Origin of the sequence: Fluviicola taffensis DSM 16823 (genome assembly GCF_943372375.1) — a bacterium.
Classification (GTDB): Bacteria; Bacteroidota; Bacteroidia; order Flavobacteriales_D; family Crocinitomicaceae; genus Fluviicola; species Fluviicola taffensis_A.
The window spans coordinates 185553-201385 of record NZ_CALRYJ010000007.1; the positions used below are offsets into that span (position 1 = coordinate 185553).

A 15833-nucleotide genomic window follows, 5' to 3' on the forward strand; every position below is an offset into this window, starting at 1 on the left:
TCGAAGTCACTTTCCAAACTTCGTAAATGGAATGAATCGCGGAGTTTTTCGCTGATAATTCGTGTAATCCGGGTATTTTGCAGCCGTAAGTTCTTCCGAGAAGTCAGAGCTTCCTTTAAACAAGACCACTAATAACAGACATCCAGCCATTGACCAGTTGATCCATTCTCCTGTTGAAACCACACTGAAACCATAGAATAACAACCAGATAGTTTGTTCCATGGCATAATTCGGGTGGCGGACCAATTTCCATAAACCGGTATCAACGAATCCTTTTGAATAAGGACCTAATTCTTCGCCATTATTGATTCGGCGGTATTTTTCAGTTTGAAAATCGTATTGTTGCTGATCCGCAATATACTCGATGACAATTGCAGCAATGATTGCAAGGGCAATGACCCAATCCCAAATTTGAATGGTATCCGGTACGGAATCTCCCAATCCAGTCAACGCCGGAAGTGTAAACAAGAAAATAAGGGTATTTTGGTAAGAGCAGATGAAGAATAAGTTGAACAGCATCCAAACAAACCGGTTGTTGAAGCCCGGTCTTTTGCGCAGTACCTCCCAACGATAATCTTCCTCTCCAGTCCAGAACTTCCATTGATAAGCTCCTCTTCTGGCAAAGTTGTAAGTGAGCCGTACTCCCCAAATGGTTACAACTACGGCCATTAAAACCAAACGTGGTGCAAAATCCCCTACATAGGCAATATGCCAGACATAGTAGATTGGAATAATGCTCCAGATCTTATCGATTTGTGAATTATTTCTGGTAATCTCTCCGAGCAAAAAGCAAACTCCTGTTACAATTGCAAGAACAATTCCCATGTCGGTAAGCACTTCCGATTGAAGTACATTCAAAGGAGTTCCAAAATAAAACGACACCAGCGGAACGACCACCAAGGTCAATATTAGAATAAGTATAGTAATCAACATGACCGAAAGTTAGCATTTAATTCAAAATGATGAATTCGAAATTCAAAATGAAAGCCGAAAAATGTAAAATTTTGAAAGTGAAAAGGAATTTTGACACCACTGCGCCAATGTTGTAACTCCAGCGCAAGCATTCAATTACTCTTTCCGAATAAATCGGATGAAACTAATTTGGGGTGACTGAGCGTAGTCGAAGTCATTCCGCAACCGCCAGAACCGCTATACTGATTTTTGCTTTTGGAAACTCCTGTCTAAGGATCCGGACGCAGGTTTCAAGGGTAGAGCCTGTTGTTACGACATCGTCTACGACTACCAGATGCTTCAGCTTGGTGTTTCTTGCCCCTTGTAACTTGAATCGGTTTTGCATATTGTCCCAGCGGGATGACCTTCCTTTTTTAGTTTGACTTTCCGTAAAGGAAACCCGTTTGAGCAAATCTTTTCGAAGGGCGATGCCGCTACTTTCAGCAATTCCCTTACAGATTATTTCAGCTTGGTTATAACCCCGGATAAACTCCTTTTTCGGGTGAAGAGGTACGGGGATCAAAGCATCTGCATCCGAAAACCGGCTAAGTACCTTTATTTTCAGTCCCATTTCTTTCCCGAAATGTTTTCCGATTTCCGGATTGTTCCTGTATTTGAGTTCGTGAAGAATCTGTTGGGTTGAATTTTGCTGCTTGAATCGCAAAAGAGCATAAGTCCCTTCCAATTGGATTCTTCCCCAAAACAACCTGTCCAGGTTGGTCGCTTGGCTATAATCTTCAAAATGAGTGTAAGCCAACTCGCTCGAACAAATCGGACAAATTGCCAATTTGGATTGATTGAATTCATTTTTGCAGATGAGGCAATTTTGAGGGTAAAGAACATGGAGCAAATCGCGCATCCATTTGTTAAAATTCGATGAGAAATTCAGTAACATAGCAGTGTTTATTTGGCTTTGCTTATCTATGAACAACCAGGTGTTAATAGCATACTAAATATAGCAAAAAAACATATTCAACTTTCACCTAATTTTATAGGAAAGAGGACCGAAAGTCTTAATACACTTGAAGTTGGATGAATCTGTCTAATTCTTCGATGAATTGCAGATTCTGTACTGTGAATATCTTTAGTAGTCATGTTGATAAACTCGCTAAGTGTTCATGTTAAAGGCTTTCAAAGTAGCGGTGTTGAAAACCTCAAACAATTGTGGATTTCTTTAATTGCGAAAGGAAAGAATTATGACAATTTTTGTAATCCCCTTTGAGCGAAAAAATTTGTTGGGCACACGCAACAAAATTGAAGGGGAAACTAACTGAAATTTGAATACCAAAAACAAAAAATCTATGATTTTCACTAATCATGGCATAGGAATTATTGACTAAAAAAAACACAATTAAAAATGGCAAACGCAGAACCAATCTTATCGGAAAACAAAAACAGATTCGTGTTGTTCCCAATCCAGCATGAAGACATTTGGTCTTTTTATAAGAAAGCAGAAGCAAGTTTTTGGACTGCAGAAGAAATTGATTTATCGCCGGATTTAATTGATTGGGAAACAAAATTGAATGACGATGAGCGCCATTTTGTAAAACACGTTTTGGCGTTTTTTGCAGCGTCCGATGGAATTGTAAACGAAAACCTGGCAGAGCACTTTTTGGCTGAAGTGCAATATACCGAGGCAAAGTTCTTTTACGGTTTCCAGGTCGCAATGGAAAACATCCATTCAGAGACTTATTCGTTGTTAATTGATACTTACATCAAGGATCAAAAAGAGAAAAATCATTTATTCAATGCATTGGATACGATCGATTGCGTTCGCAAGAAAGCAGATTGGGCATTGCGTTGGATCGATAACGGTTCTTTTGCAGAGCGCTTAGTTGCATTCGCTGCTGTGGAAGGAATCTTTTTCTCCGGTTCATTTTGTTCGATTTTCTGGTTGAAAAAACGCGGCTTGATGCCAGGATTGTCGTTCTCCAATGAGTTGATCTCTCGCGATGAAGGTCTACACTGTGATTTCGCTTGTTTGTTGTACACGAAACACTTGATTCACCAGCTTTCAAAGGAGCAGGTACAGGAAATCATCCTGGATGCTGTTGAGATTGAGAAAGAGTTTGTAACGGATGCATTACCGGTGAAGTTAATAGGTATGAACGCAGAATTGATGGCTCAGTACATCGAGTTTGTTGCAGACCGTTTATTGACAGAATTGGGGAATCCAAAAGTGTTCAACACAACAAATCCGTTCGATTTCATGGATATGATTTCGATCCAAGGGAAAACCAATTTCTTCGAAAAACGTGTGGCTGAGTATCAAAAGTCAGGTGTTATGTCGAACAAGGAAGACCAAACATTTAGTTTGGACGAAGAATTTTAATTGATTATATTAATAATACCAATAACAACAACCCAAAATAGAGCGCTATATGTACGTAATTAAAAGAGACGGAAGAAAAGAGGCGGTGAAATTTGACAAAATCACTGCGCGCATCATCAAGATGTGTTACGGGCTTGACCCACTAGTTTCCCCCGAGGCTGTTGCCATGAAGGTCATCGAAGGAATCTACGATGGTGTGACAACAACAGTTTTAGATAATCTGGCCGCTGAGGTTGCAGCAGCTAAGACAATTGATCACCCGGACTATGCTTTGTTGGCATCACGAATCGCGGTGTCTAACTTACATAAGGAGACGAAAAAATCGTTCTCTGAAGTAATGGAAGATCTATACAAATATGTAGATCCTAAAACAGGTCAACGCGCATCATTGATCGCTGATGATGTGTTTGAAGTGATTCAAAGTAATAGAGAAGTATTGGATTCAAGTATTATTTACGATCGTGACTTCCGCTATGATTACTTTGGATTCAAAACATTGACAAGAAGTTACTTGTTGAGAACAAATGGTGAAATCGCAGAAAGACCACAACAAATGTTGATGCGTGTTGCTGTCGGTATTCACAAACATGATTTGGCACAGGCTATCAAGACGTACAACTTGATGTCCGAAGGATGGTTTACACATGCTACGCCGACATTATTTAATTCAGGTACACCAAAACCTCAAATGTCTTCTTGTTTCTTGTTAACCATGAAAGAAGACAGTATTGAAGGTATTTACGAGACATTGAAATCTTGCGCTCAGATTTCTCAATCGGCTGGTGGTATCGGATTGGCTCTTCATGATATTCGTGCAACAGGATCATACATCAAAGGAACAAACGGTACATCTAACGGAATCGTTCCGATGTTACGTGTATTCAATGATACAGCTCGCTACGTAGATCAAGGTGGAGGAAAACGTAAAGGTTCTTTCGCAATGTATATCGAGCCTTGGCATGCAGATGTGTTCGATTTCCTGGACTTGAAAAAGAATACAGGAAAAGAGGAAATGCGTGCTCGTGATTTGTTCTATGCTTTGTGGATTCCGGATTTATTCATGAAACGTGTGGAAGAAAACGGAGATTGGACATTGATGTGTCCTCACGAGTGTCCGGGACTTTCCGATACGTTTGGTGCTGAATTCGAAGCATTGTATACACAATACGAAGCAGAAGGAAAAGGTCGTAAGACAATCAAAGCACAAGATTTGTGGTTCAAAGTATTGGAATCTCAAATTGAGACTGGTACGCCATACATGTTGTACAAGGATGCAGCTAACTCGAAATCGAATCAACAGAATTTAGGAGTGATCAAATCTTCTAACTTGTGTACGGAGATTATCGAATATACTGCACCGGATGAAATCGCTGTATGTAACCTGGCTTCTTTGGCATTACCAAAATATGTTACGGAAGACGGGAAATTCGATCACGATAAATTGTTCGAGGTAACTTACCAGGCAACAGTGAACTTGAACCGTATCATTGATGGAAACTTTTACCCGGTAGAAGAGGCTCGCAAGTCAAATATGCGTCACCGTCCAATCGGATTGGGAGTTCAAGGATTGGCAGATGCATTCATCCTAATGCGTTATCCATTCGAATCGGAAGAAGCAAAAGCATTGAACCGTGAGATTTTTGAAACAATCTATTACGCGGCAATGACAGCTTCTAAAGACTTGGCTATTGCTGAAGGTCCTTACGAAACATACGCTGGTTCTCCTGTTTCAAAAGGTGTTTTCCAATACGATATGTGGGGTGTTACTCCGACAAACCGTTGGGAATGGGATTTGTTGAAAGAAGAAGTGATGAAACATGGTGTGCGTAACTCCTTGTTAGTTGCTCCGATGCCAACAGCTTCAACAGCACAAATTCTTGGAAACAACGAATGTTTTGAGCCTTACACATCCAATATTTATACACGTCGTGTGTTGTCCGGTGAGTTTATCATCGTGAATAAGCACTTGTTGAAAGACTTGGTGAAAGAAGGTTTATGGACGAAAGATATGCGTCAGAAATTGATGGCAGCAAATGGTTCTGTTCAAAACATCCATGAGATTCCTCAATACATCAAGGATCTTTACAAAACAGCTTGGGAAATTTCTCAAAAAGCAATTATCGAGCAAGCTGCTGATCGTGGAGCATATATTTGTCAATCTCAATCGTTGAACATTTTCATGGAAAATGCAAACTTCGGGAAACTGACTTCCATGCACTTCTATGGTTGGAAAAAAGGATTAAAAACAGGAATGTACTACTTGAGAACGAAAGCTGCAACAGATGCAATTAAGTTTACAGTAGATAAAGCAGTAACAGAAGAACCGGCAGCAATATCTGCCGCTGAATTGGAAGAACAACAAGCTGCAATCGCATGTTCTTTGGACAATCCGGACAACTGTGAAATGTGTTCAGGATAGAACTTGAAAGAAATAAACAAGTCGGGGCGAAAAATTTTTCGCCCCGACTTGTTTACGAACGTGTTGTGATGTTAATAATTGTGCCGTTTTATGATATCACACACAGAATCCCGCAAATTTTGCGGGATTTTTTGTTTTTGACCGACTGGCTCGAGTACGACTTAATTTAATAAAATGGGTATTTTTAGGAAACTTAAATTGACAACCCAAAATGAACTACGAAGAACACTTTGATCAATCCGCTCAAATTCGTTCCAATCATTGGAATTCGATTGGAAATCTACACCAGGATGTTATCACTCATCTGATCAATCCTGTTTTCATGGGAGGGCCAGAATGGCCGTCTACCCGACAAGCTTTTGTGATTGTGGATACACCTTCCGGAACAATCATAGCTTCCGATGGATTGAGCGATCCATACAATGATTTCGATGAGAATCCCGATAACCAAGCCTATAATGGCGTAGGATGTGAATTCTACATCGAATGCAACGAAAACTTGGGTTCGTTTGATCAAATCAAATCTTCCTGGCAATTTACGGTGGTGTATCAGGCTGCTCAATTGGCTGCTGGGAACCCGAATATAGCTTCTATCATCGAAGAGAATATGTATGTTTCTACAGAATTATACCATTGCACCGTTCCAGCTTCCTTTTTGAATGAACACGAACGAGTGGGTGTATTGTTAGGATTGAGTTCGAAACAAATCCCAGCTCAGTTAGAGTTGACATTGGAAACCATTCGTTTGGTAAATGTGACCCTATTGACCAAGGAGGAATTGGATTATATCAATGCAAATGGGAGTGAAGGAAGAGTGGAAATTGCCAAAAAACTCGAAGAACTTCCAACGGCGGGAAAATCTTTCCTGGAACGCAAATCGGTGGTGTAAAAAGAATCATAATGATGTCCTGATCCTCATTCTCCCTCTCATTCTGTTTTTTCATGAAGTAAAATTCGACTTTATATACTAGCGTAGCACTTAAAACGTTAGTACTTTAGCATGATGCACGCTGTACGGGTTGGACTTCTATTGCTAAGCAGTATATTTTGTTGGGTTCATGGTTGGACACAGGAAAACGCGTACCGTCAAAAGACCTTTGCCGCAACCACGAATGAAATCCAGCTGGATTCCTTAAGTATCGCACCAAACTCGCTCATAGTGCGCTGTGGAGGTCAGATCATTTTGCCGTATCAATACATCATTGACTATGCAAAAGGAACATTCAAGTTGTTTCAACCGTGCTCAGATGAGTTAACCGTTTCCTACCGTGTTTTGCCGTTTTCCTTTGGTAAAAGCTATCAGTTAAGAGATACAAATATCATTTACACCCAAAATAAAGGAGACCGGGAAAAATACCTGATCACACCAACGGTGGAACCTTTGGATCTGATGGGGGCAAACGGTCTTCGAAAATCCGGAAGTATTTCAAGAGGAATCACTTTTGGAAACCGACAGGATTTGTCCGTAAACTCGTCCCTGAATTTGGAATTGTCCGGATACATTGCCCCCAACCTGCAAGTGCTTGCTTCCGTGACAGATGATAATTTGCCAATTCAACCCGAAGGAAACACGAATAAGCTGCAGGAATTCGATCAGGTGTTTATTCAGCTTTTTAACGATCAATTCAAGCTCACAGCAGGAGATTTTTGGATCAGTAAACCGGATGGATACTTTCTAACTTATAAGAAGAGAGGTCAAGGTCTTACGGGAGAATATTTCTGGAAGAAAGATAAAACGGGAACAATCAAGACCCAGGCCAGCGGAGCATTGTCAAAAGGGAAATTCAACCGGCAAATTATTCAGGGAGTGGAAGGAAATCAAGGACCGTATCGTCTGAGAGGGAATGAAAATGAACCTTATATTATCATTCTTTCCGGTACGGAAAGGGTATATGTTGATGGAAGACAATTGAGTCGTGGTCAGGAATACGATTATGTCATCGACTACAATACTTCAGAGCTGACGTTCACGGCTAAAAACCTGATTACGAAAGATATACGTATCGTGGTAGAATTTCAGTATTCCGACCAAAACTATGCGCGATCGCTCTTTCAATTTTCAACCACAGCCCAAAGCAAGAAATTGGATTGGTGGGTCAATGCCTATTCCGAACAGGATGCAAAGAATCAGCCCTTGCAGCAAAACCTCACAAACCCACAAAAATTGCTCTTGTCGAAAATTGGTGACAGCCTCGAATTGGCACGTTATTCAGTCATAGATTCTGTAGGGTACTCTGAAAACCTGGTGATGTACCAAATGGTCGATTCATTAGGTTATGACAGTGTTTTGGTGGCGTCGGTAAATCAAAGTTTGGCTTATTACAAAGCACAATTTTCCTATGTCGGACCGGGAAAGGGAGATTATGTATTTGAAAAATTCAATGCGATTGGTCGGGTATACAAATGGGTGCAACCGGTTGGTGGTGTTTCTGTTGGTGATTACGCCCCGGTTTCCCTCTTGATCACTCCGAAAAAACAACAATTGTTTACAGCTGGAGCAACTTACCGTTTCAATGAGAAGCTCAAAGTCACCTCCGAACTCGGGATGAGCGGCTATGATTTGAACACCTTTTCTTCAGAGGACAGATTTGATGACCGAGGCTATTCCATGCGTACAAAAGTGGAGCATACGAATCCTTTTGGAAAAGATTCAATTCCCGTTTGGAGTTGGAAAAAACAAGCCGAAATCGAGATGCTGGATCCTTATTTCAAACCGATAGAACAATATAGGACTGTGGAATTTGATCGTGATTGGAATACAAGAAGCAGGGGTTACACCGGAAATCAGGTATTGACTTCCTTGGGAACAAGCATAGAAAACAAGAATTACGGAAAAATCGGGATCAATGCCCAGCAGTATAAAATCGGATCGGACTTTTCCGGGCTAAGAACGCAACTGATCACTTCCTGGAAACAACGCGGATTCAATATCAACATCGATGCCAGTTTTTTGAATGCAAAGAATGAGAATACCAATCAATTCTTGCGTCATAGGGCAGACATCTCCAAGCAGATCAAGAAGGTTCGGATTGGTTTTAAGGATGATCAGGAGTTGAACCGTTTTGTGCAGGGTGATTCCTTGTTGAGCCTTCAATCTTATAGTTTTTTCGACTATCAAGGTTATATTGCTTTAGGAGACACTTCTTCCGGAGAATTATTGCTGAGTTATCGGGAACGTGTTGATGGAAGATCGGATAGCACACGATTGCGCAATGCAGCAAAGGCCCGAACTCTTCGTGCTGAATGGACCAAGAATAATTGGAAGAATCAGCGTTTATATATTGTTGCAAACTACCGTGAATTAAAAATTTTGGATACCACCTTGATTACACAAGCACCTGAAAACACAACGAACGGACGAATCGATCACGATATCAAATTTTGGAAAGGTGCTGTGAATCTGACCACCTTTTATGAAGTCGGTGCCGGATTGGAACAGAAGAAGGAATTCATTTACATCAAAGTGAATGACGGACAAGGAGTGTACACCTGGAATGATTACAATGCAGATGGGATCAAGGATCTGAATGAGTTTGAGATTGCTGCATACGCCGATCAGGCAAGTTATATCCGTGTATTCACACCATCCAATGATTACATCAAGACTTATTCCAATGAATACAATCAATCGTTGACTTTGCGTCCGGAACGTGTCTGGTCGAATAGCACAGGAGTGAGAAAATTATTGGCTCGGTTTTCCACCCAGACCCGCTTTAGGTTACAACGAAAAACCAATGTGTTTGATGGAGCCAGAGCCTATAATCCTTTCGTAGGGAGCATCAACGATAATTCATTGATCAGTACGGCAAATGTCATTAAAAACACCTTGTACTTCAATCGGACAAACAATGTGGGTGGTGGTGACTACAGTTATGAAAGTTCAAAGACCAAAACCTTACTTGCAACCGGATTTGATGGAAGAACAAAGGAATCTCATGAATTTAACGGTCGAATCACCATCCTGAAGAAATTCAGCATCCAATCGCAGTTTGAGACAGGATTAAAGACATCTTCCGTAGATTATACTACAGGACGCAATTACCGTCTGCATTATTGGCAAGTGAAACCATCTTTGATTTATCAACCGACAACTTCTTTCCGTTTCAGTTTGGATGGACGTGTCATCCAGAAAAGAAATGAGGCAAACCTGGGAGGTGAGCAAGCGGATATTTATGATATCGGGATGACCGGAAAGTTTAACCAAACGCAAAAGGGAAGTTTACAAGGTCAGTTCAATGTCATTCGGATTGCATTCCGGGGAGACTCAAACACTCCCTTAGGGTTTGAGTTATTGGAAGCATTGAAACCCGGTGTAAACTATGTTTGGAATCTGGGTTATCAGCGCTCCTTATCTAAAAACCTTCAGATTTCCATTCAATACAACGGGCGCAAGAGTGAAGGGAATAAAGTCATTCATGCCGGTGGAATGGAGGTGAAGGCATTCTTTTAAAAAAAGAGTGGGGACGCGATACTTCACGTCCCCACCAGATTTTATAATAATCAATATTAATGTCCTCCTTCTTCCTCTTTCGGGAAACCAGCAATCATTTTATCATAGTCACCCATTAATGCTTCTGCATCCGTGAGTTTTCCATGTGCAATATCAGCCGCATTTGTATTTCCGTCTTTCTTTGCTTTCTCTTCCTCTGCTTTATACTTCTCAATTGAATTCTGCAAATTATCTTTCAAGTATTTGATGTATTGAGGCATAAACATTTCTGTGTACATTCCACCTTTTTTGTATTCACTTTCGAAGATCGGCAGTGCGCGTCTTTGAATTTTTGTTTCCTGACGGGAAGCAAAGAACGTCATGGAATTCATCACTCCTATTTTGTCAAATCCTTGTAATGAATTCGATTTAAAGATTCGCTCATAATAAGCAATTTGATCTGCATCTCCATATTTTGCGTAGATCATGGAAATACCGGCTTGTATTTTACCAGAAGGCTCATCCTCTAATTTTTTAGAAGCTTCCAATGCAGCCTTGCTGTTCACTTTCGAAAGTTGAAGTAAAGCAGCATTTATTACAGAATACGATTGATCCTTTTGGATACTTTCAGTACACAATTGCTCCAATTCAGGTCCTGAAATCATTCCGGCCAATGCAGTGATCGCAGCAACACGAACAGCAGATACCGAATCGGAACTTGCTAGTTGTTTCAAACGACTGATAGACGCAGTTTTGCTGTCACCACTCATTTTTCCAATTTTCTCAATTGCAGTTGAACGGATATCCCAGAACGAATCTTTCAATGCTTCTTGTGCGATTCTACTCGCTTCAGGAGAAGAGGATGGAATTTTTTGCAATGCGTTTTTCCGATGAATGAAATGCTTCGAGTTATTCCATTGGAAAGCATACCAGGATGCCTCTTTTTTCTCTTCCAACTTGCATAATAAAGCTGCTTCAGCATCAAAGATCACATTCTTCACCGTTCCTTGTGTCGGAATAGTTACTGTTGTTGATTCATCGTTGAACCACTGACGGGAAGTTGTTGCTCCGCGGTCATCGTAAACAGTCACATCAACAGGCAATTTGAATAAGCCGAACTCTTTCTTTTGTTTTTGGTTAACGGTAATAGAAACGGTGTTTGCTGTTGCATCTGTAGTGTAAGAAACATCCAATATAGGGTGTCCTTTTCCTTGATACCACTGATTGAAGAACCAGTTCAGATCTTCTCCACTCACTTCTTCAAAAGCAAGTCTTAATTGATGGAATTCTGCCGCCTTGAATTGATTTTGTTTCAAGTAGTTCTTCAAACCCAGGAAGAATGCATCATCCCCGATGTATTTGCGAAGCATGTGTAAGATACGACCTCCTTTGTTGTAAGAGTGTCCGTCAAACATGTCTTCCCGAGATTTGTAATCGAACCAAACCAAGTCGTGGTAACCACCTTGATCTGCAGATGCAAAATAACCTGAGGCTTCTTGCAAGGCTTGGTATTCCGCTTCGTCCAGACCGTGACGGTGTTCATCCCATAGGAATTGAGAATAATTTGCGAAAGATTCGTTCAACGTTAAGTTTGACCAGGATTCGCACGTCACCAAATCACCAAACCAGTGGTGGAATAACTCATGTGCAATCGTTGAATTGTCATTCTCGTCCAATAACTCCCGTTCAGTTTTGTAAGCATATTCCCCAAAAATAACGGCTCCTGTATTTTCCATTGCTCCGGAAACATAATCCCGTACAATGATTTGAGAGTATTTGTCCCAAGGATACTCAACTCCAAGTAATTGGGAGAAGAAACCGATCATAGCCGGTGTTTCGCCAAAAATAGCTTTTGCATCTTTTTCCCATTGTGGCTCCACATAGTAATTCACCTCCATGTTTGCACCATCCGGTCGCTTGTAAGTGTCTTTCACTACTTTGAATTCACCTACGCCCATCATGAATAGATAAGGAGCATGAGGCAATTCCTGTTTCCAGTAGTCGGTTCTTGTACCGTTGGAATTTTTGGTGGAACTGATCAATTTACCATTTGAAAGTGTTGCATACTTGTCTTCAACAGTAATGTAGATTTCTTCTTTTGTTTTGGAATTTGGTGAATCGATGGTTGGGAACCAAACAGAATTGGATTCCGTTTCACCTTGTGTCCAAATCTGAGGCATTTTATTCGGTTCTTCTCCACGTGGATTAATGAAGTAAAGACCTTTATCACTTGTGATTGCATTTGAACCACCCGTTTTGCGCTCATCCGGTTTCGCGATGTAATCAATGACCACCGTAAAGGTTTCATCACGGGTATATTTTTTATCCAGTTGGATCTTCAATACATCGTCTTTGTAGACATACTGAACTGTTTTACCGGTCATGGAAACACTTTTGATCTCCATTCCCTTAGCATCAAGGATTAGTTCATTGGATGCATAGTAATGCGGCTTTGCCTGAAGTGTCTCTTTACCGATCAACCATGATTTCGTCCAATCGAAAGAAACCTCCAGCTTTGTATTGATCAAATCCGTCAATACGGTTCTGGAAGCATGATAAACGGTAGGTTCATCCTGTTTTGACTCGTCAATTACAGCAGTTGTAGTTGACTTTGAGTCGTTACTTTGGCTTGCTGCGTGTTCAGTGTCAGAATGTTTAGGTTGACATGCTACCAAGACAAGAGCAACCGCGTAGTATATTTTCTTCATTTCTGGGGCGAATATGATTCGTAAATATTTAGAAGAGCAAATATAGGAAACTATGCTTTTTTTGCAATGTTTTTCTAGATGAATGGACAAATAGTTCGTATTATTGTCGCAAAATTCTTACAGATGGAAACAGCAAATTGGACATCGGACGGAGAAGTCCTTCATGCTAACAGAGATGGAGTTCATATTCGTTGGGAAGACCAGCAGTTTTTTACAATTACATATAAAGGGAAAAAGTTTCGGGGAGAAGTCATGTCAAACCGAATGGAAGAAGGCTTGTTGACCCTGAAATTGAATCACCGTGTCTTTGAAGTGAAGAAGGGTGGTCCATTGGATGAACTGATCGCTTCTCTTGGAATGGATAAGCCGAAATTGCGCAAGTTGAAGCAATTGAAAGCTCCGATGCCGGGAAGAGTTGTCAGTGTTGCCGTTACAATCGGTCAATCCATCGAGGTGGGTGATCCATTGCTCACTTTAGAAGCTATGAAAATGGAAAACGTTCTCAAAGCAGAAGGTGTTGGAGTTGTTAAGGCCATTGCCATCAATGCACAAGATGTAGTAGACAAAGGAGGATTGTTGATTGAATTCGAGTAGTCCGTAAACCTTTTACGAAAATAATTTGACTAAAGTAAAAACGGCTCCGAGAGGAGCCGTTAGTCGTATTGATATATGTCTTTTTAATTTCTTTGTGGTGTAAATGCCTTTTGAATAATGGAAGGATAAACCGCTCCAAATTCTTTCATACACCATTCCCTCAAACGTTGGATTTCCTCGGAGTCGGACATCCATTTAATTGCTTTAGACAATTCTTTTTGGAACAACAGTGGGTCAAAACTTACCCGAACCAGGATTTTTTTCGTCAGTTCAAACATGGGGCTTTGTTTAATAATTTCAACTAATATAACGAACCCTTTTCTTATTTGGTATGTCGGAAATGTTAAAAGTTATTTACAAAAAAAACGTGTGTCCGTAACAATCAGACACACGCTACTTTATAGCCAATGTTAAATTTTCAGAGGAGGTGTTTTTCGATTACTTGATAGATTTCCTGTGTAATTTTGTCGTATACATAGATTACGAGGTGCATGTTAGCTGCATCGTATTGAGCAGGTAATTGATAGGTGTAATTGATATAGTATTTTCCATTCGTTCCCAAATAAGCAGCTGTTAAATCTCGTCCGAAAGCATTTCCATCGATACATCCTCTTAAGATATTACGGTGAGTATATGTTTCATTTATTCCATCACTGTGAGACAAATCCGGATCTCCGGGGGTTCCATCCGGATCCCAAGTTGGATTCGACGGAACCGTTTGTCGGGCAATCAATGAATCTTCGACTAGGCAAACAACAAGAGCTAAATCTAAAGTGACGGAAGCATCAATCTTATCGACTTCGGTATGTAAGAATAATCCACGTGTAGAAGGAAAATAATTGGTTACTGCTTGAATGTTGATTTTTAAGGTGCTTGCAAGACATGTATTTGTCTTATTTGTAATGGCAGAACCTGCATTGGAAGTAAACTGACCGTTTGCTAACGTGCGGTTCACACAAAAGGCAGAATTTCCCACAAAGGTGGAATTAGGAATATCTTGTCCGAAATGTTTCCCCATTTCTAAGCCGGCATCGCAGTAAAGAATAGTTGGGAATGCTGCTGAAGTTTCTTGAAACGCGGTCAATCCACTTGGCCCCGTATGAATCCCTATACCGTATATACGAGTTGGGTTTGTTGCAATCAATTGCTGCATTAAACTCGTTGGGGAAGGAGAATTCGGACATCGGTGACCTGTAAAATCCTCAATCAACACATTGCGTTGAGTGTTCGTATTAGCTGTAAATGTTGGCCATAATCCTTGAGCAACGTAGTGAGCAGAATCACCATCAGGGTATAGACTCCAATCCAATGTACCTGACATAGGACTTGCTGGAACAGTATTTTTCACCTTATCACAAGAAGCAATTACGGTTGCTAAGACTGCTGTAAGAATTAAAAGCTTTTTCATCTTCTAACCGGTATTAGCCAATATTAAATTTTTACAGGAGGTGTTTTTCGATTACCTGGTAGATTTCCTCTGTGGTTTTGTCAATCACATAAATGTACAATTTCATGTTATCTGCACTGTACTGGGCTGGTAATTTGTAAGAATAACTCACAAAGTATTTTCCATTTGTTCCCAGGTCACTTGCGGTTAAAACCCTTCCAAAAGTTCTCCCATCGATACATCCTCTTAAGATATCACGGTGCACATAGACATCATCTTTTCCATCGGGATCCATGCTCGTTGGAACCAATTGAGGAGCGACCAAAGAATCTTCTACTAAGCAAACAATAACAGCCAAATCGGAAGTAATGGAAGCGTCCACCTTATCCACTTCAGTATGCAGGAACAATCCACGTGTAGAAGGGAAATAATTTGTTACCGCTTGAATATTGATGCGAATTGGGCTTGCAAGACAAGTAGCCGTCTTATTTGCAATGGCAGTACCTGCATTCGATGTAAATTGATTACTTGCTTTCGTTCTGTTCACACAAAATGCCGGGTTCCCTAAAAAGGTAGATCCGGGAATATCCTGCCCGAAGTGCTTCCCGATTTCGATTCCTGCATCACAATAAAGTACTGTTGGGTATTCATTAGAAGTTACTTGAAATCCGGTAAGACCTGTTGGACCGGCATGAATAGCCAAACCGTAAATATGATCCGGATTCGTTGCAATCAATTGTTCCATATTTGCCGTTGAAGCTGGACAATTCACACATTGGTGACCGGTGAAATCCTCAATCAACACATTGCGCTGAGTGTTGGTGTTAGCCGCAAATGTCGGCCACAAACCTTGAGCAACATAATAAGCGGAATCTCCATCCGGATATAAACTCCAGTCCAAAGTACTTGAAACGGGATTGCTTGGATAGGCATTTTTGACCTTGTCGCAAGAAGCAATTACGGTTGCCAGGACTGCTGTAAGAATTAAAATCTTTTTCATGTTCTAAAGTTGT

At 40.7% G+C, this 15833-nt stretch carries 11 protein-coding genes; 5 read left to right on the forward strand and 6 right to left on the reverse strand.

Annotated features, from left to right (window positions below; all coding sequences use genetic code 11):
• Nucleotides 1–6 precede the first annotated feature (6 nt).
• Together AAG807_RS11775 and AAG807_RS11780 are read right to left on the reverse strand one after the other, a co-directional pair.
• Nucleotides 7–933: a DUF1295 domain-containing protein gene (locus AAG807_RS11775; protein ID WP_341903981.1), complete on the reverse strand. Its 927-nt coding sequence runs from the start codon at nt 931–933 to the stop codon at nt 7–9.
• A gap of 193 nt (nt 934–1126) precedes the next feature.
• Nucleotides 1127–1846: a phosphoribosyltransferase family protein gene (locus tag AAG807_RS11780; RefSeq protein WP_341903982.1), complete on the reverse strand. Its 720-nt coding sequence runs from the start codon at nt 1844–1846 to the stop codon at nt 1127–1129.
• Nucleotides 1847–2308: 462 nt separating this feature from the next.
• Between AAG807_RS11780 and AAG807_RS11785 the strand changes: the two genes are divergently transcribed.
• The 4 genes from AAG807_RS11785 to AAG807_RS11800 all read left to right on the forward strand — a co-directional run bounded on the left by AAG807_RS11785 (nt 2309) and on the right by AAG807_RS11800 (nt 10152).
• Nucleotides 2309–3283, forward strand: coding sequence for a ribonucleotide-diphosphate reductase subunit beta (locus AAG807_RS11785; RefSeq protein WP_341903984.1), 975 nt, complete (start codon nt 2309–2311; stop codon nt 3281–3283).
• Nucleotides 3284–3332: 49 nt separating this feature from the next.
• Complete coding sequence (locus AAG807_RS11790) at nt 3333–5702, forward strand: ribonucleoside-diphosphate reductase subunit alpha (RefSeq protein WP_341903986.1); 2370 nt, start codon at nt 3333–3335, stop codon at nt 5700–5702.
• Nucleotides 5703–5913: 211 nt separating this feature from the next.
• Nucleotides 5914–6591 (forward strand): hypothetical protein, encoded by a 678-nt coding sequence (locus AAG807_RS11795; protein ID WP_341903988.1) that lies wholly within the window; start codon nt 5914–5916, stop codon nt 6589–6591.
• 111 nt (nt 6592–6702) lie between these two features.
• Entirely contained in the window at nt 6703–10152 is a 3450-nt protein-coding gene (locus AAG807_RS11800) for a hypothetical protein (RefSeq protein WP_341903990.1), read from the forward strand.
• Nucleotides 10153–10208: 56 nt separating this feature from the next.
• On the opposite strand, the gene AAG807_RS11805 is transcribed toward AAG807_RS11800, so the two are convergent.
• Nucleotides 10209–12839 (reverse strand): M1 family metallopeptidase, encoded by a 2631-nt coding sequence (locus tag AAG807_RS11805; RefSeq protein ID WP_341903992.1) that lies wholly within the window; start codon nt 12837–12839, stop codon nt 10209–10211.
• Nucleotides 12840–12962: 123 nt separating this feature from the next.
• On the opposite strand from AAG807_RS11805, the gene AAG807_RS11810 reads away from it, so the two are divergent.
• Nucleotides 12963–13433, forward strand: coding sequence for a biotin/lipoyl-containing protein (locus tag AAG807_RS11810; protein ID WP_341903996.1), 471 nt, complete (start codon nt 12963–12965; stop codon nt 13431–13433).
• Between the two features lie 83 nt (nt 13434–13516).
• Here AAG807_RS11810 and AAG807_RS11815 read toward each other — a convergent pair whose 3' ends face one another.
• The 3 genes from AAG807_RS11815 to AAG807_RS11825 form a co-directional block, all read right to left on the reverse strand.
• The gene (locus AAG807_RS11815) at nt 13517–13711 is read right to left on the reverse strand and encodes a hypothetical protein (protein WP_341903999.1); all 195 of its coding nucleotides are present in this window, start codon (nt 13709–13711) and stop codon (nt 13517–13519) included.
• Nucleotides 13712–13851: 140 nt separating this feature from the next.
• Nucleotides 13852–14841, reverse strand: coding sequence for an Omp28-related outer membrane protein (locus AAG807_RS11820; RefSeq protein WP_341904002.1), 990 nt, complete (start codon nt 14839–14841; stop codon nt 13852–13854).
• Between the two features lie 31 nt (nt 14842–14872).
• A complete protein-coding gene (locus AAG807_RS11825) occupies nt 14873–15820 on the reverse strand; it encodes an Omp28-related outer membrane protein (RefSeq protein WP_341904005.1) in 948 nt (315 codons plus the stop codon).
• Nucleotides 15821–15833 lie beyond the last annotated feature (13 nt).